We start from the raw sequence: 24140 nt of genomic DNA on the forward strand, positions 1-24140 counted from the left end.
TAGCGTGTGGGGAATGCTGACCCAGTTGGTGGCCCTGTCCCCGGGCGACGGGCGTCTTGCGGGTTTGGTCCGGCGCGTGTGCGCGCAGACGTTGTCGCTGCCGCCTTTGCCATCGTTTGTCGAGGTTGCCGAGCCCGCGTCGGAGGCCGAGGCCGCCGTCGCCGAGTTCGCCGAGCAGTTCAGCGTCGACGTGTCGGCGATCACCGGCGAACAGCGAAAGCAATTGTGGAAGACATTGGGCGACAGCACCTTTAACGTCGTCATGCAGATCTACATCGCCGATTTCGTGCCGCGCGTGCGGGCCGGGCTGGAGGCGCTCGGCGTCGGTTCCGAGCACCTCGACTGGGTAACCGGCCCGGTCGCCTGGGACCACACCACCGAGCCCTCGGACGTGGTGTTCAACGACTTTTTGCCCGCCGTGGCCCGGATGCGGGCGCTGGACCCCGTCACCGCCGAGCTGGTCCGGCTGCGCGGCGCCGCCCAGCACAACTGCCGGCTGTGCAAATCGCTGCGTGAAAGCACCGCGCTGGACGCCGGTGGGTCCGAGTCGCTGTACGGCGACATCGAGGGGTACGAGGACTCAAGTCGGTTGACCCGCCGCGCTAAAGCAGCGCTGCGCTACACCGATGGGTTAATTTGGACCCCTGCGCACCTCGTCGCCGACGTTGTCGCCGAGGTGCGCTCTGGGTTTTCCGAGGCCGAGGCCGTCGAGCTCACCTTCGATGTCATGCGCAACGCCAGCAACAAGGTCGCCGTGTCGCTGGGCGCCGACGCCCCGCGCGTCGAGCAGGGCACCGAGCGGTACCTGCTCGGCGCCGACGGCCAGACGGTGTTCGATTGAGCAGCCGATGTCTTGCCTACCATTGAGACGTGTCGTTACGACGGTATAGCCCTCAACGGGGCCGGCGGTTGCGGTGGAATGAGGTGCTGTTCGAGCGCTTCGCCATGAGTCGCGTCGGCTACGTCCTCGGATCGCGCCTGGGGCCGCCCATCGATAAGTTTCTGATACCCCGGACCAATGGGCGGCTGGGCACGATGGGGATCGACAAGGTAGGTCTGGTCACGACGGCCGGCGCCAAGTCCGGGCAGCGGCGCACCCACCCGCTGGCGCTGATCGATGACGGCGAAGGATTGCTCGCGATCGGATCCAACTACGGGCGGGAGAATCATCCTGCGTGGAGCGCCAACCTCATCGCGCATCCCGAGTGCACCCTCGAGTTCAAAGGTCCGCCCGGGCCGTACCGTGCAGAGTTGCTCACCGGTGACGAGCGCGAGCGGGCGTGGGCCGCGGCCGTCGACGCCTACGCGGGCTACGAGAATTACCGAGAGCAGTGCGCGCCGCGGGAGATCCGCATCTTTCGGTTCCGGCCGGCAGCGGCCTGAGCGGCGGAGGCTAAGGTCGACGTCGGAATGCGCAAGGGGCGGTAGCTCAGTTGGTTAGAGCCGCGGACTCATAATCCGTTGGTCGCGGGTTCGAGCCCCGCCCGCCCCACAGGTTTTCGCTGGTAGAAGGCAATTGTGTCCTGTCGGATCGCTGCCGGATGCCTTCGCTCACCCGATCTGAATTATGCTGCGCCACAACATATTTAATTCCGACACCCCATAGTGTTCGCGCGCCTGTTGGGCCAACGGGTGACGGAAGTAATCAACGGCGGCTCCCCGGCGATCCGCGGTACCTACACCGAAGATGAACTGCCCTTCTACGCCAACAAATAGGGAAATCGACGTGTTGCCGATCACCGATGATGCCGGCGAAATCGCCCGCCTCGCACGGCTGTCGAACAGCAGAGCGAAATGTCGGCCGAAACGCGAGAAATCCGTCGGGGAGCGCCTAACCTTGGCTTGCACCTCGTCAGGCGGGATGCAGCGGTTGCACGTCACCGGCTAGCCACTAGAGGTGGAATTCAAATGTCGTTCGTGATCACAGTGCCGGAGATGGTGACGGCGGCGGCAGCAGACTTGGCGAATATCGGCTCGACGGTCAGCTCGGCCAGCGCGGCGGCAGCAGCGCCCATGACGGGGATGTTGGCGGCCGGTGCTGATGACGTGTCGTTCGCTATCGCATCCTTGTTCTCCGGCTACGGGGCGGAATATCAGGCGGTGAGCAAGGCGGCCGCGGCGTTTCATAGCCAGTTTGTGCAAAGCCTCACTTCGGGTGCGTTCGCTTATGCCAGCGCCGAGGCCGCGAATGTCCAGCACGTCCTGGCTGGCGCGCTCGACCCGGCGTCTGCGGCGGCGGTCGATCCCATCCAGATGCTCACAGGGCGCCCGCTGATCGGCAACGGCGTCAACGCGGCGCCCGGGAGCGGGGCAAACGGAGGGAACGGTGGCTGGCTGATCGGTAACGGCGGTGCCGGCGGGTCAGGAGCGAACGCCGCGGCCGGTGCCGGCCACAACGGGGGCAACGGTGGGGCCGCCGGGCTGATCGGCACGGGCGGCGCGGGCGGCGCCGGCGGCAGCGGCGCCACCAACGGCGGCGGCGGCGGCACGGGCGGCGCCGGCGGGCTATTCGGTGCCGGTGGCGCCGGTGGCGCCGGCGGACAGGGCACCGGCGGGACCGGCGGGGCCGGCGGGGTCGGCGGCGCCGGGCTGTTCAATGCCGGCGGGGCCGGCGGGGCCGGCGGCCAAGGCAGCACCACCGGCGGAATCGGCGGGGCCGGCGGCGTCGGGCTGTTCGCAAGCGGTGGCGCCGGCGGCGCCGGTGGGGTCGCCGGGCTCGGCGGCACGGGCGGGACCGGCGGGGCCGGCGGTGCCGCCATGTTCTTCGGGGACGGCGGTGCCGGCGGCGCTGGGGGGGAGTCGAACCTCACCAGCCACGGCGGGGACGGCGGGGCCGGCGGTGCCGGCGGCCTGCTTGGCGGTGCCGGCGGGCACGGCGGCTCCGGCGGGTTCGGCCCGACTACCGGCGGGAACGGTGGGCCCGGCGGTGCCGCCGCGTTCTTCGGTGCCGGCGGGGCCGGCGGTTCCGGCGGGCTGGCCACCGCTGGCACTGGCGGTGCCGGCGGGTCCGGCGGCAACGCCGGCATGATCTTTGGTACCGGAGGGGCCGGCGGCGCCGGCATGAACGGCGCGCTCGCCGGCGGGATCGGCGGTGCCGGCGGCAAGAGTGGGCTGATCGGCAACGGCGGTGAAGGCGGCGCCGGCGGGTTCTCCGGCGGTGGTACCGGCGGTAACGGCGGTACCGGCGGCACCGCGACGATTGGCGTCGGTGGTAATGGCGGCAACCCCGGGCTTGGGCTTGGGGGTTCGGGGGCGGGCACAGGCGGCGCCGCCGGCACCGGGCTGATCCCCGGCTCGTATGCGGGCGGGCTGCAACCAGGGCCTGGGGCGCCGGCCGGGCCCGTCCAGATGCTCACAGGGCGCCCGCTGGTCGGCAACGGCGTCCCCGGGGCCCCGGGGACCGGGGCAAACGGCGGGAACGCTGGGTGGCTGATCGGCAGCGGCGGGGCCGGCGGGTCGGGAGCGATCTCGAGCGGGGTCGGCCAAAATGGCGGCGACGGCGGGGCCGCTGGGCTGTTCGGCACCGGCGGCGCCGGCGGAACCGGCGGACGGGGCTCCACCAGCGGCGGGATCGGCGGGAACGGCGGCGCCGGTGGGTTGTTTGGTACTGGCGGCACCGGTGGCGTCGGTGGGCTCGGCTCGGGTGGTAGCGGCGGGTCCGGCGGGTCCGGCGGTGCTGGGATGTTCAACGGCGGCGCCGGAGGCTCCGGCGGGGTGGGCTCGGTCACCGGCGGGAACGGCGGCGCCGGCGGCGCTGCGCTGTTCGATGCCGGCGGGTCCGGCGGGTCCGGCGGGATGGGCAACAACGGCGCCGGCGGGTCCGGCGGGTCGGGCGGGGCCACGACGTACTTCGGCGCCGGCGGCGGCGGCGGCTCAGGAGGTTCGGGCGGAACCATCGGCGGGAACGGCGGGGCCGGTGGCGCCGGCGGCTCGCTTGGCGGTGCCGGCGGGGACGGCGGCTCAGGCGGCTTCGGCGGTACCACCGGCGGGAGCGGCGGGACCGGCGCAGCCGCGATGCTTTTCGGTGTCGGCGGAGACGGCGGCGCCGGCGGGAGCGGCGGGTCCGGCGGGTCCGGCGGGGCCGGTGGCGACGCTGGCACGGTCTTCGGTACCGGCGGTGGCGGCGGCGCTGGCGGGCAAGGCAACGGCAACATCGGTGGCAACGGCGCTAACGGCGGCAAGAGTGGGCTGATCGGTAACGGCGGTGATGGCGGGAGCGGCGGCACCGGCGCGACCACCGGTGGTAACGGCGGTGACGGCGGCACCGCGCTGACTGGCGTCGGTGGTGACGGCGGCAATGCGGGGCTTGGCATTAGTGTCGCGCCGGGTAATCCCGGCACCGGCGGCGACGGGTTGGTCCCAGGGAATGACGGGTTGACGTAGCCGGTGGCGCCGGTCACCGAGGTCGAGATGCCCGCGGGCAGTTTGGGCCGATCGTCCGGGTCGGGCCGTGAGTTCAGGACCGGCGTGTCGTAGTGCTCAGCAAATCGCGGCTCACCACCGATATGGTCGCCACCGCCCCCGGACTGCCGAGAACCTCGAACAGGACCTGCTTGGGGTTTTACTTGCTGTTCTCGATGGAGTCGGCGCGCGGCCACGACACCACGTCATTGGAGCCGAAGATGCCGTGCAGCCGGTACACGCCGAAGCCCGCGACCGCCACGACGAGCACCGCCACGATCACCGTCCATCGTCGCCTGATCACGCTACCGATCGAAAACCTCTTCACCCCTGCGCCTTTCGATTGCGGGTGACGCGGTTTTCAGCCGATGCCCACCCACAGCTGAGCCGACCACGACCACATGGGCGTCCGACGAGGCAGAGCCGGGGGAGGGTGGATCGCCTGCGCCGCGACGTTGAGGCCGACGCGGTGACGTATTCGGCGCCGGCCCCGGGACCGGTCATGGGAAGGAATCCGATGACCTCGGTCCCGATGGCCGGATCTTCGACGCCGGGGCCGTGGTCGACGACTGTTCCGGCCAGGTCGAGGCCCAACGTGTGAGGGAAGCGCACGGGCAAGATCTCGTCCATCGCTCCTGCCCGTAACGACCTGTCGAACGGGTTGAACGCCGTCGCCGCGACGGCAACGAGCACTTCCCGGGGTCGGGCCGCGGCGTCGGGGCCTCTTCGTAGCGCAAGACGTCGACGCCGCCGTACTCGTGAAAACCGATGGCCTTCATAGCATTTTCTCCTCGTGCTGGAAGGGTCGGGGCTTCAGCTGGCGAGGCGGCCACCCACGACCACCGTGGCTCCGCGTGCTCGCTGGCCGGCGATCGAGTCGTGGGATGCCGTTGCCCGACGCCTTTCGGCACTCGCCGGGCCACAGGTAGGAAGACGTCGGATTGCCGTGGATCTACGATCAATCAGCGCCGCGGGTCCTGGCCGTTACCGGGACTCGACGCCATCCGCCGCGATGCTGCGGGGAGGCGGTGGTTGCTGTGAGCGTGGCTTCTTCAGGAAGCGATGGATGGCTTCGTAGGCATGCTGTTGTATTGCGGCGTCCTTGAAGTCACCGACGATCTCCGACTGATCCACGAGGGGCCCGGTGACGGCGCCCGATCGGCTGGCGTAGAACACCCCGCTGCGCAACTGTTCGTCGGTCACTCCATCGACCAGCCGCTGGGCGCCCGTCTCCAACCGGTGTCCGCGCCCCAGCGCGGGAAGAACGTAGGGCAGCAGAAGATGATTCATCACGGCCCGAGTGAGCGGGCCCATGTCGCGCAAGGCGTCCGTTCCCGCGGTGTTGCCCGGGCTCACGGTGAGCAGCCGCAGGCCGGGATGCATTCGCGCCAGTGCCGACATCCACAACGCACCAAGGTATTTCACCTGCCCGTAAGCGAGGAACGTGTTGAACTTCCGCTGTTCGAAGAACGAACCGTCGATGACGCTGGCGAACTCCTCCACCGAGTGGCTCGTGAACGTGGGCCGCGGCATCCCCATCGAGGGAACACCACGCGCGGCTTCGCTACCCACCAGGACCGCGGTGTTGGTCAACGCCCCAGCAGCGAGGAGATTCTCGAGCAGTACAACGTGACCCAGTACGTTGGAACCGAAGACATGCGTGACGCCATCAGCGGTGAGCGCCAGCGGTGTTGGGCCGCCGGTGCCGCCGGCGTTCATGACGACCGAATGCAGTTCGCCATCCAACGTGCTCAGCGCTGACCTCACCGAGTCCAAATCGGTCAGGTCCATTCGAAGAACCGTGAAGATGGACCTGCCCGTGAGGCGCTCCAGATCGGCGGCCGCGGACCGGCCGCTGTCCGTGTTGCGACACGCCAGATAGATCCCGTCGAAATCGCCGGCAAGAGCGAGTTGGCGCGCCACCTCCTTACCGAGCCCAACGTTGGCACCAGTGATCAGAACCGCCTTGGAAGATGTCGCAGCCATGCTGTCATTTCCTTTCGATAAAGACTTCGCGCCGGCATGAGATGGTCAGGCGGCTTCGTCATCTTTGTAGGGGAAGCTTCATCATCGTACCTCTATTTTGTATCCTGCACTACATAATCATGCTGAACACCTTATTGTCAACCGCTAGATCATCCGACTTAGATGTCTGTTGCTAGAGTTTAACGTGCTGTAGCGAAGGGCATTTCGACGATCGCTCAGAAGGACTAGACGCACCGCGGCGAAGCAACGCCACGCCGTAGCAGCGGCAGCGGCAGCGGTTATTACATCGCGTTCTGTAGTATGTGCTTCACAATTGTGTCACGTTGGAGTTAACCTGACTTCAGGGTTGCCACGAGCAGGTCTGCGCAGGGCGCCGGGTAAGGCTCCGGTCGGGTTTCGCGCGCCGCGAGCACCACGCAGGAGAACGACGGACAGCATGAGACGAATCGGAAGGGGGATCAGGGCAGCGGGGCCCGCAGCGACGGACCTCGCCAGACCTGGCGAAAGTGTGATGGCAGCAAACGAATCGGTCACCGAGCCGCGACGGCTCACCCCCAAGGGACGGGCCACGCGGGAGCGGATCGTTGCGACAGCAGCGCAACTGATGTACGACCACGGTGTTGCCGGCACCAGTCTCGGGGACGTCCAGAAGGCGGCGGGCGTTGGCGTTTCGCAGGTATATCACTACTTCGGGGACAAGGATTCACTGATCAGGGCTGTCATCGCGCACCGCATCCACGCACTCCTGGCAACGCTCGGCGGGCTGGACAGCATGGAGGGGTTGCGCGCCTGGCGAGACTTCCTCGTTGACACGCTCGGCCAGCGGAACTGTGAGGGCGGCTGCCCGGTCGGGTCGCTGGCCGGTGAGCTGGCCGAGCCCTTCCCGCAGTGTCGAGCTGACCTCGCCGGTGGATTCGACCAGTGGGAAGCGGCGATCCGCGAGGGCCTACAGGCCATGTGCGACCGGGGCGATCTGCGCCGCAAGGCCAACCCCGACCGCCTGGCGACTGCGCTGTTGGCCGCGGTCGAAGGCGGCATGCTGCTCGCGCAGGTTCGCCGCGACACCGCTCCTCTCGAAACGGCACTCGATGAGGTCCTCGATCGCATCGAGGAGCTCAGGCCCCGACGCGCGCCGGCCCGTCGGTAAGCCAGGCAACGTTGCCTCTCGTTCGTCGGCTGCCGCGGTGACTCCTAGGCGCCACAAAGGAATGGGTTACCGCGAACGTCTGCGGTTGCCGGCGCGAACGCTGTGCACGTCGATACGGATCGATGAACCATCCCGCGTTTGATGCGGACCTCGTTAAACCTTGCTGTCGAACTTGCGCTTTTATCGCCGGGCATCACCGTGCCCGGGATTGTGCCCAGACCCCGCAAGGCACTTCGTATGGCTTCGGCGATGGATGCAGTCACCCGGTCTTCGAGCCGCCGAGAGCCACGGCATCCCTGCGCTTGATCTCGTCCAAGCCGTCTGATGTGTTCAACGGTCAAGGCCCCGACGTCCACCGATAACCGCAGACAGCGCGACCTTCTGTGCCGCCCACAAACCACGCGCTGTGCGTTATACAAATCACACAACGTGCGTTATGCTCGGCCGGTGGCGCAACTAACATTCCAGCGCGCTCGTACCGAGGAAGAGAAGCGCCAACGTGCGGAGGCCTTGGTGGAAGCCGCACGCTCGCTGGCAATGGAAACGGGCGTCGCGTCGGTCACCCTGACCGCGGTCGCCAACCGCGCCGGAATTCACTATTCGGCCGTACGCCGCTACTTCACCTCGTACAAGGAAGTCCTGCTGCATCTGTCCGCCGAGGGCTGGGTGCGGTGGTCCAACGTCGTGTCGGAGAAGCTGGCCGAGCCCGGCGCGAAGTCGCCCTCGCGCATCGCCGAGACATTGGCTGAAGCCCTGGCCGAGGACCCGTTGTTCTGCGACCTGCTTGCCAACCTGCACCTGCACCTGGAACACGAGGTGAACGCTGAGCGGGTCATCGAGGTCAGGCGGATCAGTACCGCGGCCACACTCTCGCTGGCCGATTCGATCGGGAGCGCGCTGCCCGAACTCGGGCGATCGGGCTCACTCGACATCCTGTTGGCGGCGTACTCGCTCGCGGCCACGCTGTGGCAGGTCGCGAACCCGCCGGCGCATCTGACCGTTGTGTACGCCGAAGAGCCGGAAGTGGTTCCGCCCGAATGGAATCTGGACTTCGCATCCGCGCTTACCCGCCTGTTGACGGCCACGTGCGTCGGCCTCATCGCGGAATCCTCATGAACTCAGATAGGAGGCCGGATCGCTTGGCTTGGCGAACTGCAACCGGTGAAGACGGTCCCGAGCTCTCCGAACGTCCGGGTCCGGAACCGACCGCGCAACCCCCCACCGCGACCAGCGTGCCGCCGGATACCAAGCGCCGCAGCGACGCCCGGGTCAAGGAAGGCAGCCGAAGGGGGACTGCGGTGACTGAGCCAAGGACTGAACCGCTACAGACGCAGGGCTCCGCCGGCAGCGAGGGCAATAAGGTCGCCCCGCAGCGCGCTGGGAAAAAGGGGTTTTTGGGGCGTTTCTGGTTGGTGCTTACGATCGCAGCGGTCGTCGCGGTGTCGGGGTTCGTCGTATACCGATTGCACGGCGTCTTCGGCGTTCACAGCGGTTCATTCGGTGGCGGCACCTCGGGCGAGGTCCTCGACCAATTCAACGCCAAGACGATCACGCTCGAGGTCTGGGGCTCACCGGGCAGCACGGCAACCATCAACTACCTCGACGAAAACACCCATCCGCAGCAGGCACTGAACGTGCCCTTGCCCTGGAGCAAAGTATTGAGTTCAACGAAGCCCGGCATCCCGGCAAACATGGTGGCGCAAGGAGACGGCAGTTGGATCGCCTGTCGATTCGTCGTGAATAACCACGACGGCCGCGGTGACGTCATCAAGGCGCCGAATCGCTCAGATTCCAACGAAAACGTGAACCCCTTCGTCTACTGCCTGGACAAGTCCGCATGAGCGAGCGAAGCGAGGCTCCGCCGCGCGTCGATCAGCCGCTGATCCCGCCGTTCCTGCCGCGGATGATCCATCGGCTTGCCCTACCGATCGTCCTGGTGTGGTTGGGCATTGTCTTCGTCACCAACACCGTCTCGCCGCAGCTGGAGGCCGTCTCCAAAAAACACTCGGTGTCGATGAGTCCGACTGACGCGGCATCCTTTCAGTCGATGATGAAGGTCGGGTCGACGTTCAAAGAGTTCAACTCCGACAACTCGGCCATGATCTTGCTGGAGGGGGACAAGCCGCTCGGGGAGGAGGCGCACCGCTACTACGACGAGATCGTCAGACGCGTCGAGCAAGACACGAAACACGTTCAGCACGTTCAAGATTTTTGGAGTGACCCGCTGACCGCGGCGGGTTCCCAGAGCCACGATCAAAAGGCCGCGTACGTCCAGGTTTACCTCGCCGGCAACATGGGCGGCGGGCAGGCGAGCGAGTCTGCCCTGGCCCTCCGCAAGATCGTGGACTCGGTGCCAGCGCCGCCGGGGATCAAGGCGTACGTCACCGGCGCGGGTCCGCTGTTCGCCGATCAGTCCCATGCGGGCGAGAAGGGCGTCGCGGTCGTCACACTTATCACTTTCTTGGTGATCGTGGTGATGCTGCTGTTCGTCTACCGCTCGGTCACGACCATGCTGATCATGCTGGCGATGGTGTTCGTCGAGCTGGCCGCGGCTCGAGGCGTCGTCGCGACGCTCGCCAACTACGAGATCATCGGACTCTCCACGTTCGCCAACAATTTGTTGGTGTTGATGGCGATCGCTGCCGGAACGGACTACGCGATTTTTGTGGTCGGCCGCTACCACGAGGCCCGCGGTCTGGGGGAGACTCGCGAAGAAGCCTTCTACACCATGTTCCATAGCACCGCGCATGTCGTGCTCGGGTCGGGCCTGACTATCGCCGGCGCGATGTACTGCCTGAGCTTCTGCCGATTGCCGTATTTCCAGTCATTGGGCGCACCGTGCGCCATTGGCATGTTGGTAGCGGTGATCGCGGCGTTGACCCTGGGGCCTGCGGTGCTGACCGTGGCGTCGTTCTTCAAGCTCATGGATCCGAAGCGCAAGCTGGCGACCCGGGGCTGGCGTCGCATCGGCACCGCGGTCGTCCGCTGGCCCGCACCGGTTCTCGCGGTGACCATCGGGGTCGCGTTGGTTGGTCTGCTCGCCCTGCCCGGTTACAAGACGGACTACGACAACCGCCACTTCCTGCCGGCGGACACCCCGGCCAATGTCGGTTATGCCGCCGCGGACCGGCACTTCGACCAGGCTCGGCTCAATCCTGAGCTGTTGATGATCGAGACCGATCACGACCTGCGCAACCCGGCCGACTTCCTGATCCTGGACAAGGTCGCCAAGGCGGTGTTCCACATCCCCGGCATCGGCCGGGTGCAGACCATCACGCGACCGTTGGGCACGCCGCTCGACCACAGCACCCTCGGTTTTCAGATGAGTGCACAAGCCGCAGGGCGGATCCAGACCCAGCACTATCAAGACGAACAGGCGCAGAACCTGCTCAAGCAGGCGGACGAGCTGCGCAAGACGATGGCAACGCTGCATGAGCAGATGCAGGTGACCCAGGACCTCAGTAACACGACGCACGAAACCACCAGGCTCACAAAAGAAACCGTGAAGATCACCGAGGCATTGCGCGACGACATCGCCAACTTCGACGACTTCTTCCGGCCGATCCGCAGCTTCTTCTACTGGGAGAGGCACTGCTATGACATTCCGGTCTGCTGGGCGCTACGGTCGGTCTTCAACGCGCTCGACGGCATCGACCAGGTGGCTCAGAACATCGTGGAGCTCAGCGCGAATCTGGACAAGTTGGATCGGATCCAGCCGAAGCTGGTGGCGTTGATACCGCCGCAGATCGAGAGTCAGCAGCACAACCTCGACACCATCATGTCGAACTATGCGACCACGATGGGTCTTAACGAACAGACGAGAGCGCAGTCCGACAACGCCACCGCACAAGGCGATGCCTTCGATAAAGCAAAAAATGACGACACGTTCTACCTTCCGCCGGAGGCGTTCAAGAGCCCGGATTTCGCACGGGGTCTCAAACAGTTCATCTCGCCGGATGGGCACGCCGTCCGGTTGATCATCTCCCATGAAGGCGACCCGGCGACTCCTGAAGGCATCAGCCACATCGAACCGATCAAGCAGGCCGTGCACGAGGCGATGAAGGGCACGCCCTGGGAGGGCGCCAAGGTCTACCTCGGCGGTACCGCCGCGACGTACAAGGACATGCACGACGGCTCCAACATCGACCTGATGATCGCCGGAATTGCCGCAGCCACACTGATTTTCATCATCATGCTGGTGATCACTCGAAGCGCTGTGGCGGCCTTTGTGATCGTCGGTACGGTTTTGCTGTCACTAGGCGCCTCATTCGGACTCTCCGTGCTCCTATGGCAGTACATCTTGGGCATGAAGTTGCACTGGATGGTGCTGGCGATGGCGATCATCCTGCTGCTGGCGGTCGGCTCGGACTACAACCTGCTGTTGATATCGCGGTTCAAGGAGGAAATCCACGCCGGGCTCAAAACCGGGACGATCCGCGCGATGGCCGGTTCGGGCTCGGTGGTGACCTCCGCCGGTCTGGTGTTCGCCGCGACCATGGCCACGTTCATGTTCAGCCCGTTGCTGGTGATGGCCCAGGTGGGTACGACGATCGCGCTCGGTCTCTTGTTCGACACCTTGATCGTGCGGTCGTTCATGACGCCGTCGCTGGCCACGTTGCTCGGCCGCTGGTTCTGGTGGCCGCAGCACGTGCGTCCACGGCCTGCGAGCACCATGCTGCGACCGTACGGACCGCGTCCCGCCGTGCGCGATTTGCTCCTCAAGGACGTCGAGGAGCGCCCGGCGGGCGGAGTGGTTCAGCCGCGCTGATCTTACGTGGCGCGCGAGTGTCGAGATTAGCGACTTGATCTGTCCCGATCAGTTGTATCGGAACAAGACCCGGGGTAGTTCAGCGGCCATCTCGGCTAGTTCAGCGGAGGCACGGTGATGCTCGTTGGATTCGCCGCGCTAGTACTGTCAAGGGCCTTTGCGCAGCGCTTCTATTGCGGTGTCGAGGTCTCGGAGCGCTTGCTGGACAAGCTTGGTCATGGATTTCCGATTTCCGGGTTGCAGCCAACTTTGGAAGGCATCGGCGAAGGCGAGTGCGCCGAAGTTGGCGGCCAGGTTCGCGACAGGCGGTTTTACCCCGCGCGCGACCAGCGCATCAGCTATCGCCGTTGTCAGGGCGGCGGCTTTGAGCAGGTCTCGCTCTTTGAGTTCGGGATTGGCGTCGATGACGGCTTGACGTTTTGCCACAAGTTCGCGGCGATGGTCTGTGAAGCCAGCGGCGAACGCGGTCAGTGCGGCCGCGATCGCTTCCATGGGGCCGGCTTCGTCGGGCGCACCGGCGATGGCGTCGGCGAACATGCCGCGGTAGGCATCCTGGCCGCGGAATAGAATCTCGCGTTTGTCGGCGAAGTGACGAAAGAACGTCCGTTTGGTCAATCCCGCGCGCTCAGCGATCTCGACGACCGTGACGTCCTCATATCCGCGCTCGGCGAACAATTCCACGGCCGCGGCTCCCAATCGCTCGGCCGCGTTGGGTTCCCACCGACTCATATCCGCATTCTAAAGCGGGAAGACGTAGTGATGACACCAAGTGCCGTATTGATGTAGTGTGATGACACCTGGTGCCGTGCTGTCGGCGCCGGAATATGACCCCCTGCGCAGACAGGAATCGGAATGAAGGATCTTCGCGCAGCCTACGAACAGTACGCACTCGTGACAGGGGCGTCCTCAGGCAGTCCTGGTCCTCTCGCCTGGGATGGCTGCTCGGCCGCGCTCTCATCGAGACCGCGCCGCATGGGCCATGAGGCGGAAATAGCCTCTACTGCAGCGTATTTCGAGAGGAGTCATCCCTTGCGCATTCCAGGCATGCCAGTCGATATCCCTGACGAAATGCTCTCGGCAGTGCTCCGGCCCGAATTCGACACTCTGGCACCGGTCGAAGTCTTCCCCGGGGTAGCGAGTCATCTGGATCGACCGTACGCCACTCGCATCGGATTTCGGCAACTCACCATGGATCTGCACATCCCGCACCATCCTGCGGCCACACCGGTTCCCGTGATCGTGTACGCACATCCGGGAGGCTTTTTCACCGGCATCAAGCAAATGGGCCCATGGCGATTTCTGCTCGAGGCTGGGTTGGCGGTGGTGTCGGTCCAGTACCGGCTCAGTGGCGAGGCCGTCTTTCCTGCGGCCATCCAAGATGTCGCTACGGCCGTGCGCTGGGTGCGGACCAACGCCGATCGCTACAGCTTGGATTCTGAGCGCATCGTGGGCTTCGGTTCCAGCGCAGGCGCCTACCTCATCAGCGCCGTTGCGCTCGCCGAAGACGACAGCGACCTGGTGAGCAGCACCGAACCCTCTTCGGAGGTGTCCTGCGGTCTGACCGCGGTCGTGGAGCACTACGGACCCACCGATTTCCTCAAACACGATGAGGACGCACACCCCGACGCCATCGAACGAATGCACGGTCCGGACACCACACTGGCGCGCTTCTTCGGATTCGTGCCATCCAGCCAACCGCAGGTGGTGGAGCGGGGAAACCTGTGTCGCCTGGCACATCCCGGCGCGCCACCCTTCCTGATCGCTCACGGGGACAGGGATCGTCGCGTCGGCATCGAGCAGAGCCGGCGCCTGCATCGCGCACTCACAGCCGTGGGGGTCCGGGCGGACCTGGTGGAGATCGTCGGCGGCGACCACGGGTCTGCTCACTTCAACGCGGCTCCGCTGCATCACAGAACGTTGGCATTCCTCGAATCTGTTCTGGCAATGCCCCTATCCCGTTGACACACGACACCACTAATCGGAGAACTCACATGCCCACGATGAAGCGAATTCAGTACCACCGTTACGGTGGACCGGACGTCATGCGGCTCGAAGGCTTCGAGCCCAGGAGACTCGGCGCCGACGATGTTCTCGTCCGGGTGCGCGCGGCCGCTGCTAACCCGATGGACTTCGGGATCCGAAACGGCGCGATGAGGATGGTGACCGGCCGAACCTTCCCACGTGGGATGGGCTACGACTTCGCCGGCATCGTCGAGGCTGTCGGCGACGACGTGACCCGGCTGCGTGTGGGTGACGAAGTGCTCGGGGGACCGCCGATGAAGTGGTCAGGCGCGTTCGCCGACGTGGTCGTCGCCGAAGAGAAGGGTGTCGTCACGAAGCCCGCTGCCTTGACATTCGAGGCGGCGGCCGCCGTTCCCACTGTCGGTCTTACCGCGTACCAAGCCCTGTTCAATGAAGGGAAGATGCAGCGTGGCGAGTCGGTGTTCGTGCACGGATGCCTTGGGGGAGTGGGTCGCTCGGCGGTACAACTCGCGTTGGCGCACGGGGCGGCCGTGGCGGGAAGCTGCCGGGCCGGCTCGGCGGACGAGGCGCGCGAGCTCGGTATCGATCCGATCGTCGACTTCGACTTCGATCCCACCGCCCTCACACGCCGATTCGATGTCGTCCTGGACACCGCCGGCACGTTACCGGTCAGAGATGCCCGAAAGATGTTGACGACCAACGGTCGTATCGTCAGCGTCAAGCCGAGTCCAGCGAACATCGTCAGGAGCGTCCTGCCTGGCCCATTCCACGTCGTGATCGCCAAGGCGGTGACAACCGATATCGAGGCGGTCGCGAGGGCCGCCGGCGAAGGGGTGCTGCGGCTACCCATCGCCAAAACGGTGCCACTATCGCAAGCAATCTCAGCCCTTACGCAACTCGAACAAAACGGATTCGCCAAGCGGGGCAAGCTCATTATTGTGCCTGGCTGAGCCGGCCGGCCAGCAACACCAGGCGCCCCGCATCCGACGTCTGCGACCTAACAGCAACAGCATGGATGACCGTGAGGAGGTGAGCCCGCCGTAGTGGTCCAGTCGTTGTTCGACTCTGTTGCCCGGTGTTCGGGCAAGGAAGAATCGACAACGACATGGCATCGAACAAGCGCCGGCGGCATACGCCGGATCAGATCATCCGCAAGCTCACCGAGGGCAACAAGCTCCTTGCGTCGGGTCAGGAACTGCCCGCGGTGTGCCGGCACCTGGAGATCGCTGAGTCGACGTGGCATCGCTGGATGCCCAGTACGGCGGCATGAAGGCCAATGAGGCCAAGCGGCTCAAGGAACTCGAAGCCGAAAACGCCCGCCTGAAGAAGTTGGTCGCCAACCAGGCCCTCGACATCGACATGCTCAAGGAGATTTCGGGGTGTCGCAACGCCGCGCCTGCACCGTGGTCGGCATCCACCGCTCCACCATGCGCCTGACGCCACCGCCGATCACCACAGAGGAAGCTGAGCTGCGTGCGTGGCTGCTCCGGTTCTCCACCGACCGGCCCCTGCTGGGGGTGGCGCGGCCAAATGGCCCGCCGGGACGGCTGGCAGGTCAACGACAAGCGCATCCGCCGACTGTGGCGCGAGGAGGGCCTGCGGGTCGCTCAGCGTCGCGGGAAGAAGCGGTTGACCGGCATCGGTGTCGCCGTGGGCGCGATGTCACCGACTCGTCCGAACGTGATCTGGGCGATGGACTTTCAATTCGACACGACCGCCGATGGCCGCACGCTGAAGATGCTCAACGTCATCGACGAATTCACCCGCGAAGCCCTCGCGATCGAGGTTGATCGCTGCATCAACGCCGATGGTGTCGTCGAGGTGTTGGATCGGCTGGCCCTCACCCACGGAGCGCCGCACTATGTGCGCTTCGACAACGGTCCCGAATTCGTGGCGCACGCCGTCAGCGATTGGTGTCGATTCCACAGTGCCGCCGCTTTTCATCGATCCTGGCTCGCCGTGGCAGAACGCCTGGATCGAATCGTTCAACGGCAGGCTCCGTGATGAACTGCTCAACGCGTGGCGCTTTGACTCGCTGCTGGAGGCCCGCGTGATCATCGAAGACTGGTGCTGCGATTACAACGCCAACAGACCCACTCCGCCCACGACGACCTCACCCCGGCCGAGTTCGCTCTACAGTGACCACGACCCACCGACCCCAAAGCCGCATAGCGACTGGACCACCAAACGGGTCCCCCTCAAGCGGAATCGTCCGGATCTGCGGTTCTCTAATCCGTAGGTCGCGGGTTCAAGCCCCGGCCGCCCCACTCAGCCGCCGTTCGGCTGCTCGTGGGGAAAGCCGGAATCAGTTGCCGGCGACGGCCTGCACCAGCATGGTCGCGGAAGGACTCGACAACACCCAGTTACCGTTTTTGTTGACAAACATGAGGGGCTTCGTGACCGGTGCCGACAGCTTTGGCCCCGACACGGCCACATCGGACATGACCGTAGTCGGACCGTTCTGTTGGATGTTGGAGACGACAAACGACAACGGGAGCTGCCCGTTCCGGTAGGCCACTCTCAGCTCGTGGTCCATCTGATGGCCCTCGCCCGACCCGATGCCGCCTTCGACGAGACCATCTTTGGTCCTATATGACACGCCCGGATTGGAAAGGTCGTTGAGGATGCCAGTCAACTGGTCAGCGGTCGGCAGGTTCATAGTCGACGCGGGCTGCGGCGGATCCTGTGGTAGCGGCGCGCCGACTGAGGCCAGTTGAACCCGAGGCAGGCCCGCAGGCGCAACACCCGATGCGCTGGACGCCAGTGCGGCGGCGCCGCCGCCAACGACTGCCAGTGCAGCAGCGCTGACGGCAATGGATTTCATGGATTTCATGGTTCTCCCTGTTTTGCGCATGGACGTGCGGGACTGTTCCCCGCCTCTTATGCCGACAATGTGTACTGGGCACATAGTGCATCAATATGTGGGCCCAAAACTGCTCTGTATCAATCGGTATCAACCTGTTAGGAAACTGTAGTGCCGCTCCTCATCCCCGGCTCATGACGAAACCTCGCCGCGATAATGGGCTAGCTGGGCAGAGTGTTCGTCGAGCAGTCGCGGTGACCCGCCGCACCGTCGGGTGGGCAAGACACCGCCGGCCCTCGGTGGCGCCAGTAGTCGGTCGAGCTTGTGCGGCGCGTCCGGACATTGGCGGTGGGACGTCATGGCCGGCGGCGCTGCGCAACATGCCGGCTAAAACGCGTCCGTACCAAGTGAGCATGACGACGGGTTGGTCACAGCGCAAAGCGGCCGGTGCGGTGTCCGGAAGCCACTTGGCTGAGAAACGACCCCGGATGATTTGCGGCGCCGTGCGGGCGCGTCGATTCCGCGCTGAATGTTTGCGCCGGCCAGGAAAGCGGGTATTTTCCGCATCGTCATGAAAGGACAGCGATGACCCTGCGCCCCAAGGATGACGCGCCTGATCACGGCGCCGACGACTACGACTCCAAACCCGAGGGCAACGATGCGCCCGTTGTGCCCGAGGAGGGTGAGGGGCCGATTCCCCCGGTGGCCGGCGAACCCCGACCGCCCATCGGGAATTGACAGCTGAGCCGGCCTATTCCATCGCACCGGCGATGTGCAATCGCAAGGTGAGTACGAATTCTACTGGGACAGAGCCACATCCGCCTCAGTGGCCGCCGCAACTTCCGAAGTCATCCGGCCGCGTTCGGAAGGAGCGCCGGGCAGTTCCCCGCCGCGTCCGTCGCCAGTTCGAAGTGCCACAGCTCGTTGGCATAAATCCGGCACAGCCCGAAACGGGACCCGTTGGCGATGAGCCATTGGTCTGCGCCCGGACCGCCTACGTCGACCGCCTCGCCGGTGACGTGCTTGGACATCGCGGGGGTCTGCACGTATTGCCGCGCCGCGGCGAGGCTGCCGTAGGTCCGCACGGCGTTGTCCAGCAGCCGCTGCTGAAACTCCGGCGACCGCCAGCCCGAGGTGATGGTCATGGTCACACCGTCCGCGGCGGCCGCGGTGGCGGCAGCTTGAATGGCTTTCAACAACGCCGGGTCAAGGCGCGCGATGGCCGAGTATTGGACGTCGAACGGCGTCATTTGGCTTCCGTTCGGCAGGGAACCGTCGCCCGGGTCGGCAGGGGGATCCAATGCGACGGTGTGATCGGCAAGCCTGATGGGCGGCGCCGGCGGATCAGACGGTGCGAGGAAGCCGAACGCCGCGGCAACGGCGGCGGCCAACGCAACTGATCGCATGCTCCCTCTCCTGGCTGTTACCCTGACACTCTACCGATGGGCATCCGGGGGAGCGTCTCGTCAAACCTGGCTGGTGGAAAACGGTTGCGTCTGTTGGCCTGCCAAGGCGATGAAGTTATAGATCGGTGTCGTGTCGTAGGTGTAGTGAGACGCGTTGGGGCCGGCCGCCAAAAACATTCCGCCGTTGTAGATCGCTTCTGTGATGGAGATGATTTCTTCGACCGATGTGGTTGGGTTCAGCAGCTTCAAAGCGTCGCGGAGAATCGCGAAAATGTTTGGACTGTTTGCGTTTTGGACGATGTTGTAGATTTGCGTCTCGATCACTCCCGGGCCCGCTTCCGCTGTCCACGGGTTGGGGCCGACTGGGGCGTCCGTGTAGATGTCGTTGCCGACGCCTATGGTGTTGACGAAATCGCCCCAGAAATGCGTGACCGGCGTGAGCAGGTGGGGTGCGACGTCGGCAGGCATCATGCAGGCCGGACCCGCAACGCCGCCGGTGACAACACCGTCTACGTTGGCCGGCATCGGCCATCCGGCGAACTGGTTGCCTGACGCGAATCCCGGCAACCGGAGCGGATTACCCCAAACGCCCACCGCGACAATGCGGTTCGCGATCTGCGGATTGAGCCATGCGATCGTGTGCAGGAATTGGCACACGACGATAGCGCCCTGTGAGTACCCCAGCAGGATAATGGAATTTTCCGGATAGGACGGCGCACCATCTGGCGGATTGACTTGTGTGCAAAGCCTATTCAGCTCGGCGACGCCGGCGTCCACGCTTGGACCCATAGGGAACACGCTGGCCGGATAGTTACCGACAGGCTGCCAGTAGAACAGATCCGGAAATGCGGCCGCCAATGCGGCCCCTACGCCCGCGGGTTGCGGTGGCGAGGTGTTCCACATGTCAACACCGGTCCCCGATACGGTCATCACTATGTGTGGCATCATGCGCCTTTCACTCGTTCTGCGCTATGAACCAGCGCTCAAAGGTGGCCTTGCGATTGGCCTTACGCACAATTTTTCCAGGATGTTGAGCTGATCGTTGACCAGCCGTCCATCGAAATCACGCGACGGGCCTGCGCAGTGACCGTCCCTTTCCACAGTACGCGTCCGGATCTGGCGCGTGCCCCTCTGTTAGCCGAGCAATGATCAGAACTGTGGGGTGCCTCGGCGAGGCAGGGCAGGTGCCGCACCTTCCCCAGGATATGCGGTCAAGGCATTCGAGCTCGACTATGGCGCCAATCCCAAGGCAGTCGCCCGGTCGAACACTGGGTCCATTTGAGAACCACTAACCCCATCGAATCGCCCGTTGCCACCGTTCGGCTTCGGCAACGCGTTACCCCGGGTCCGGGATCGCGAGCTGCTGGAATTGCTATCGCTTACAAGCTCATTGATGCTGCGCAAGCTCGCCGGCGCGAAGTCAACGCCCATGAACTGATTGCGCTCCTCCGGGCCGGTGCCGCCTTTCATAACGGCAGGCTCCTCGAACGACCCACCGACATCACCCCGGGGCGGGGCAATCAGCAGGAACCGAGGGGGTCGCGTGAAAAGGCCCGACCTACAGATGAACAGCGCAGGCAGCGCTACGCTGCTGTGTCGTGGAACGGACGCGCCTCGACACAGCTCGGATCCGAGCCGCCCGCCGGGTAATTGACCCGGTTTTCCTGGATACCCCGCTGTACCGCTGCGAAGCGCTGGGGCCCGACCTCGGCTGCGCGGTGAGCATCAAGCTTGAAACGGCGAACCCCGTGCGCAGCTTCAAGGCCCGCGGCGCAGAGGTCGTCGCGAGCCTGCTCGCCGACAATGGCTCGACCGCCGTGGTGTGTGCCAGCGGGGGCAACCTCGGCCAGGCCCTCGCTTGGTCTGGTCGCGCAAGGGGCCTCGACGTCACGGTTGTGGCGTCCCGGTTCGGCCCCGCGGTCAAGCTCGATCGCATGCGCGCACTGGGCGTCAGATTGGAGTTGGTGGACGGCGATCACGAGATGGCGCGTGCACGAGCGGCAGCCATCGCGCGGCATGAGGGCATCCGGCTGCTCGAAGACAGCTTGGATATCGAAACCTGTGAGGGCGCCGCGACCATTGGCCTGGAACTGGTGGACGCTGCATCGTCGTTCGACGCCGTACTGATCGCTCTTGGCGGCGGAGCGCTGGCTACCGGTGTCGGGCATGTGCTGAAGGCCTTCGCGCCCGAGGTGGAGGTGATCTGCATTCAGCCAGCCGGCGCAGCGGCGATGACACATTCGTGGCGCCAGCGGCGCGTTGTCAACACCGATTCGACTGACACCATCGCAGACGCTGTCGTCGGGCGGTGTCCAATTCCGGCCGTTCTGAACGACCTCCTACTCGTCGCCGACGACGCCGTCTTGGTGCAGGAGGCATCGATCGTCGCCGGTATGCGGGTGCTTCTCGAGGGCGCTGGCCTTGTCGTGGAACCGTCGGCCGCACTCGGTGTCGCAGCGGTCCTCGAGGACCGTGACCGCTTCGCCGGCCGACACGTCGTCACCATCGTGTGCGGCAGCAACGTCGACCCAGACAATTACCGGCGCTGGGTCGGCGTGACCCCCGTCCACAAGTGTTGACAATTGCTCCTGCTAGCCCGCCGCGGGGGCCAGACCTACGGCAGACCGATTGCACGAAGCTGGCGGCGGCCTTTACTTCCAGAATTCGTTCATGGGTTGGGCGTACATGTCGTTGGCGGTCAGCGGTCCCAGAGCTCCCGGCGTGGGACTCAAGGCGTCTTCGATGGTGGCCATCAGACCGTACTGGTCGTAGTGGCCGGTGGCGATGAAGTGGCCGGATTGCATCCCTCCGGTCACCGCGTTCACGGCGCCCGCGTTCGGGATGACGATCATCGGAACGTTGTTGCCCTGGTTACCGATTCCCAGTGACAGGTTGTTGTAGTCCTCGTCCCACGTAAGGATGATCACGTCCTTTTGCGTCGGGTCGGTCCACGTGTTCGAGCCCTGAATGGTGGACACCTGTTGCTGGACGAACTGGTCACCGGCCGCGATGTTGTACTGGTGCGTCGTGAGCTGGCTGCCCACGAAGTTCAGAGCGCCGGTAGGAGTGCTGACCGGACCTTCCATGTTGTTGGACTCGTTGGCGGCTATCCACGCGAATTGCGGTGCGTGGCTTGGGTCCGTCAGATTCGGGCCCAACGACGTCAGCGGGAGCAGGTGGGTCGGCAGGTAGGTGGGGTCGGGGTTGGCATAGACGTAGTTGAACATGGCAAACGGTAGTTGGTCGACGGAGTAGTCACCCGAGTTGTTGATGGCACCGGGGTAGGGCATGCTCTGCGCGTAACCGGCCCAGGTGACGCCCGAAGTATCCATTTTGGCCATGAGGTTGTTGGTTCCGAAGATGACGTTCGGCGGCGGGTTGACGTCGATGCCGTAGTCCGTTCCGCCGAGGATCCGGAAGTAGTTGGGGTCGCTGGGGTGGCCGAGCGCGTAGTAGTTGTCGGCGTATCCGTAGCTGTTGATCAGGGCGTTGATGTACGGCGCGTTGGGGCTGCCGAGGATGTCGCCGACACCGTGGTTCTCCATGTAGATCAGGAACACGTGATCCAGGTGGCCGACGTTGGACGTCGGTGTGGTGAGCGTCGGCGGGGCGAGGTTCGGATCGCCGACGGTGAACGACAGGTTGTCGGCGAAGGCGTTGTTGTAGTTGCCCAGGACCGGGTTGTGATCGGCGAAGGTCGCGGTCACCACGGCCTTGGTGGTGCCCACCGGAATCGTCCCGGAGATGTCCCGTGCCTGGAAACCGGTGATTCCCAAGCGATCCAGCGACGTGACCGAGCTGGTCGATCCGGTGCCCAGAACTGCCCCACTGGCATTGAGGAAGGTGACCTGCAGTGAGGCGGACGATGGGTCGCCCAGGTAGCCGCCGAGCATGCCGCTCAGCGTGTACGGCGTTGTGCCGGTGTTGATCTTCCCGGCCGCGCCGGAGAGGTTGACAACCTGGCTGATGGTGGACGTGGCCACCGGCCCGCCGCCGGCGAAATTGCTGCCGCCGCCCGGGGGCGCGGTGCCGGGGAAGCCCAGCAAACCCGGCAGGTTGGGGATGGAGAACGGTCCGGGATAACCGCGCGGGGTGCCGTAGCCGATGATGGTCGGCGTGCCGGTCACCGTCCAGCCTGGAATGGTGACCCCGCTGTAGCCCGACCCGGACGGGTCAGCCGTTTCGAAGCCGGGGTTCACCAACAGGTTCGGGCTCATCGGTAACCCGGGAATACCGTTGCGGCCGAGCAACATTCCGCCGGTCCCCACGGTGCCGGGGCCGCCCAGGAGCCCGGCGCCGGCGTTGCCGCCGTTGCCGCCGTTGCCGCCGACGCCGACCAGGAAGGAACTGCCGCCACTTCCGCCGCCTCCGCCGCTGAATGTTGAGGTGACGGCGACGTCGGCGCCGGCCGCGCCGGGACCGCCGTTGCCCACCAGCGACCCGCCATTCCCGCCGTGGCCGCCGTCCCCGCCGGGGCCCGCCGCAGCGAATCCGCCGGGCCCGCCCGCCCCGCCGGAGCCCACGAAGCCGGCGCCGCCGCCGGCCCCGCCCTGGCCGCCTGGATTTGGACCGACGGTTGCTGCCGAAGTGCCGCCGGCGCCACCGGCACCGCCGGAGCCCACCCAGCCGGCGGTGGCGCCGACTCCGCCGGGGCCACCGGCGCCGTTACTGCTGGATCCGCCGGCTCCGCCGGCCCCGCCGGCACCCAACAGCGGGCCGCCCGCGCCGCCGGGCCCGCCGGGCCCGCCGGCGCCCTGACTGCTGGATCCGCCGTCGCCGCCGGCCCCGCCGAGGCCGAACAGCGGCCGGGCGTCCCGCTGGCCCCGCTGCCCGCGGCGCCGCTGACGCCGTTGCCGATCAGCGGGCGCCCGGTCAAGGCCATGCTGGGTGCGTTGATGACGTTGAGCACCGCGGCCGGCATCAACACGCCGTTGGTGCCGGTGGCGCCGTTGCCGCCGGCCGGCCCGCCGAGGCCGCCGGTCCCGCCGGACCCGCCAATGCCGAGCAACACCGCCCTGCCGCCTGCCCCGCCTGCCCCACCGGCGAAGCCGGAGGCGCCCTGTGCGCCGGCCCCTCCGGCACCGCCGTCGCCGGCCAGCAGGCCGCCGGCGCCGCCCGCCCCGCCGGCCCCGCCGGCCCCGGACGAGGCGAACCCGCCGACCCCACCGGTCCCACCAAAACCGAGCACGCCCGCGTCACCGCCGGCCCCGCCGTGGCCGCCGGTGCCGCTGCCGAAGTTGTTGCCGCCCGCGCCGCCCGAGCCGGCGGAGCCGAGCAGCCAGCCGGAGTGGCCGCCGGTACCGCCGGCCCCGCCGTCGCCGCTGAAGCTGGTGCCGCCGACACCGCCGGGGCCGCCGTTACCCACCAGCAGGGCGCCGGCGCCGCCGGGCCCGCCGGCCCCGCCCGCGCCGGTGCCGCCCAATCCGCCGGTGCCGCCCGCGCCGCCGGCACCGACCAGCATGCCGCCGGCTCCGCCGGCACCGCCCGCACCGCCGGTGGCCCCGGCTCCGCCGACGCCGCCGGTGCCGCCGCCGGCGCCAATCAGGCCGCCGAACAGCCCATCGGCGCCGCCGGCCCCGCCGGCGCCGCCGATGCCGGACGACGAGAACCCGCCGACCCCGCCGGCGGGACCGGAGGATCTTCTTC

The 24140-nt window shown here is 66.1% G+C and carries 20 protein-coding genes, 1 tRNA gene and 3 pseudogenes; 14 read left to right on the plus strand and 10 right to left on the minus strand.

From position 1 onward, the window contains the following. Positions 1–13 precede the first annotated feature (13 nt). The 3 genes from A5787_RS19620 to A5787_RS19630 all read left to right on the plus strand — a co-directional run bounded on the left by A5787_RS19620 (position 14) and on the right by A5787_RS19630 (position 1492). Complete coding sequence (locus tag A5787_RS19620) at positions 14–841, plus strand: carboxymuconolactone decarboxylase family protein (RefSeq protein ID WP_066969991.1); 828 nt, start codon at positions 14–16, stop codon at positions 839–841. A gap of 29 nt (positions 842–870) precedes the next feature. Further along, positions 871–1383 (plus strand): nitroreductase family deazaflavin-dependent oxidoreductase, encoded by a 513-nt coding sequence (locus A5787_RS19625; protein ID WP_231994073.1) that lies wholly within the window; start codon positions 871–873, stop codon positions 1381–1383. Positions 1384–1418: 35 nt separating this feature from the next. Continuing rightward, positions 1419–1492, plus strand: a tRNA-Ile gene (locus A5787_RS19630). 59 nt (positions 1493–1551) lie between these two features. Here the strand turns inward: A5787_RS19630 and A5787_RS27435 are convergent. Next, positions 1552–1848, minus strand: coding sequence for a hypothetical protein (locus tag A5787_RS27435; protein WP_156764035.1), 297 nt, complete (start codon positions 1846–1848; stop codon positions 1552–1554). Positions 1849–1968: 120 nt separating this feature from the next. Between A5787_RS27435 and A5787_RS19635 the strand changes: the two genes are divergently transcribed. Beyond that, entirely contained in the window at positions 1969–4383 is a 2415-nt protein-coding gene (locus A5787_RS19635) for a PE family protein (protein WP_231994078.1), read from the plus strand. 178 nt (positions 4384–4561) lie between these two features. Here the strand turns inward: A5787_RS19635 and A5787_RS28320 are convergent, their stop codons facing one another. The 3 genes from A5787_RS28320 to A5787_RS19645 all read right to left on the minus strand — a co-directional run bounded on the left by A5787_RS28320 (position 4562) and on the right by A5787_RS19645 (position 6387). After that, on the minus strand, positions 4562–4729 hold the full coding sequence (locus A5787_RS28320; RefSeq protein WP_231994074.1) for an MmpS family transport accessory protein: 168 nt from the start codon (positions 4727–4729) through the stop codon (positions 4562–4564). Continuing rightward, entirely contained in the window at positions 4726–5094 is a 369-nt protein-coding gene (locus tag A5787_RS28805; protein WP_082977329.1) for an alcohol dehydrogenase catalytic domain-containing protein, read from the minus strand. The genes A5787_RS28320 and A5787_RS28805 overlap by 4 nt, the downstream gene beginning before the upstream one ends. A gap of 291 nt (positions 5095–5385) precedes the next feature. Further along, positions 5386–6387 (minus strand): SDR family NAD(P)-dependent oxidoreductase, encoded by a 1002-nt coding sequence (locus tag A5787_RS19645; RefSeq protein WP_066969999.1) that lies wholly within the window; start codon positions 6385–6387, stop codon positions 5386–5388. A 511-nt stretch (positions 6388–6898) separates the two neighbouring features. Here A5787_RS19645 and A5787_RS19650 point away from each other — a divergent pair. The 4 genes from A5787_RS19650 (at position 6899) to A5787_RS19665 (ending at position 12302) form a co-directional block, all read left to right on the plus strand. After that, on the plus strand, positions 6899–7534 hold the full coding sequence (locus A5787_RS19650; protein ID WP_066970000.1) for a TetR/AcrR family transcriptional regulator: 636 nt from the start codon (positions 6899–6901) through the stop codon (positions 7532–7534). 429 nt (positions 7535–7963) lie between these two features. Next, positions 7964–8650: a TetR family transcriptional regulator gene (locus A5787_RS19655; RefSeq protein WP_156764040.1), complete on the plus strand. Its 687-nt coding sequence runs from the start codon at positions 7964–7966 to the stop codon at positions 8648–8650. A gap of 182 nt (positions 8651–8832) precedes the next feature. Continuing rightward, positions 8833–9375, plus strand: coding sequence for an MmpS family transport accessory protein (locus A5787_RS19660; RefSeq protein ID WP_066970002.1), 543 nt, complete (start codon positions 8833–8835; stop codon positions 9373–9375). Continuing rightward, positions 9372–12302: an RND family transporter gene (locus tag A5787_RS19665; RefSeq protein ID WP_066970004.1), complete on the plus strand. Its 2931-nt coding sequence runs from the start codon at positions 9372–9374 to the stop codon at positions 12300–12302. Before A5787_RS19660 ends, A5787_RS19665 begins: the two co-directional genes overlap by 4 nt. Before the next feature lie 147 nt (positions 12303–12449). Here the strand turns inward: A5787_RS19665 and A5787_RS19670 are convergent, their stop codons facing one another. Then, a complete protein-coding gene (locus A5787_RS19670; protein ID WP_231994075.1) occupies positions 12450–12983 on the minus strand; it encodes a TetR/AcrR family transcriptional regulator in 534 nt (177 codons plus the stop codon). 348 nt (positions 12984–13331) lie between these two features. Here A5787_RS19670 and A5787_RS19675 point away from each other — a divergent pair, with 348 nt between their 5' ends. The 3 genes and pseudogenes from A5787_RS19675 to A5787_RS19690 all read left to right on the plus strand — a co-directional run. After that, positions 13332–14264 (plus strand): alpha/beta hydrolase, encoded by a 933-nt coding sequence (locus tag A5787_RS19675; RefSeq protein WP_197507288.1) that lies wholly within the window; start codon positions 13332–13334, stop codon positions 14262–14264. Positions 14265–14293: 29 nt separating this feature from the next. Continuing rightward, positions 14294–15235, plus strand: coding sequence for an NADP-dependent oxidoreductase (locus A5787_RS19680; protein WP_066970008.1), 942 nt, complete (start codon positions 14294–14296; stop codon positions 15233–15235). Between the two features lie 155 nt (positions 15236–15390). Continuing rightward, positions 15391–16450: pseudogene (locus A5787_RS19690) on the plus strand (IS3 family transposase); the annotation flags it as partial. 140 nt (positions 16451–16590) lie between these two features. Here A5787_RS19690 and A5787_RS19695 read toward each other — a convergent pair. Then, positions 16591–17118 (minus strand): hypothetical protein, encoded by a 528-nt coding sequence (locus A5787_RS19695; RefSeq protein ID WP_066970035.1) that lies wholly within the window; start codon positions 17116–17118, stop codon positions 16591–16593. A 555-nt stretch (positions 17119–17673) separates the two neighbouring features. Here A5787_RS19695 and A5787_RS27440 point away from each other — a divergent pair. After that, positions 17674–17826: a hypothetical protein gene (locus tag A5787_RS27440; protein WP_156764036.1), complete on the plus strand. Its 153-nt coding sequence runs from the start codon at positions 17674–17676 to the stop codon at positions 17824–17826. A gap of 110 nt (positions 17827–17936) precedes the next feature. Here A5787_RS27440 and A5787_RS19700 read toward each other — a convergent pair whose 3' ends face one another. Then, positions 17937–18494, minus strand: coding sequence for a M15 family metallopeptidase (locus A5787_RS19700; RefSeq protein WP_066970013.1), 558 nt, complete (start codon positions 18492–18494; stop codon positions 17937–17939). Between the two features lie 60 nt (positions 18495–18554). Then, positions 18555–19424, minus strand: coding sequence for a cutinase family protein (locus A5787_RS19705; protein WP_197507290.1), 870 nt, complete (start codon positions 19422–19424; stop codon positions 18555–18557). A 277-nt stretch (positions 19425–19701) separates the two neighbouring features. Between A5787_RS19705 and A5787_RS26905 the strand changes: the two are divergent. Further along, positions 19702–20012 (plus strand): annotated as a pseudogene (locus A5787_RS26905) (IS256 family transposase); the annotation flags it as partial. An 80-nt stretch (positions 20013–20092) separates the two neighbouring features. Further along, positions 20093–21073, plus strand: a complete 981-nt coding sequence (locus tag A5787_RS19710) for a threonine/serine dehydratase (RefSeq protein ID WP_066970016.1) — start codon at positions 20093–20095, stop codon at positions 21071–21073. Between the two features lie 72 nt (positions 21074–21145). On the opposite strand, the gene A5787_RS28810 is transcribed toward A5787_RS19710, so the two are convergent. Next, positions 21146–22747, minus strand: coding sequence for an alkaline phosphatase family protein (locus tag A5787_RS28810; protein ID WP_156764037.1), 1602 nt, complete (start codon positions 22745–22747; stop codon positions 21146–21148). Next, a pseudogene (locus A5787_RS28325) lies at positions 22708–24140 on the minus strand (PE family protein); the annotation flags it as partial. The gene A5787_RS28810 and the pseudogene A5787_RS28325, both read right to left, overlap by 40 nt.

The sequence above is a fragment of the Mycobacterium sp. 852002-50816_SCH5313054-b genome, assembly GCF_001667185.1.
GTDB lineage: Bacteria > Actinomycetota > Actinomycetes > Mycobacteriales > Mycobacteriaceae > Mycobacterium.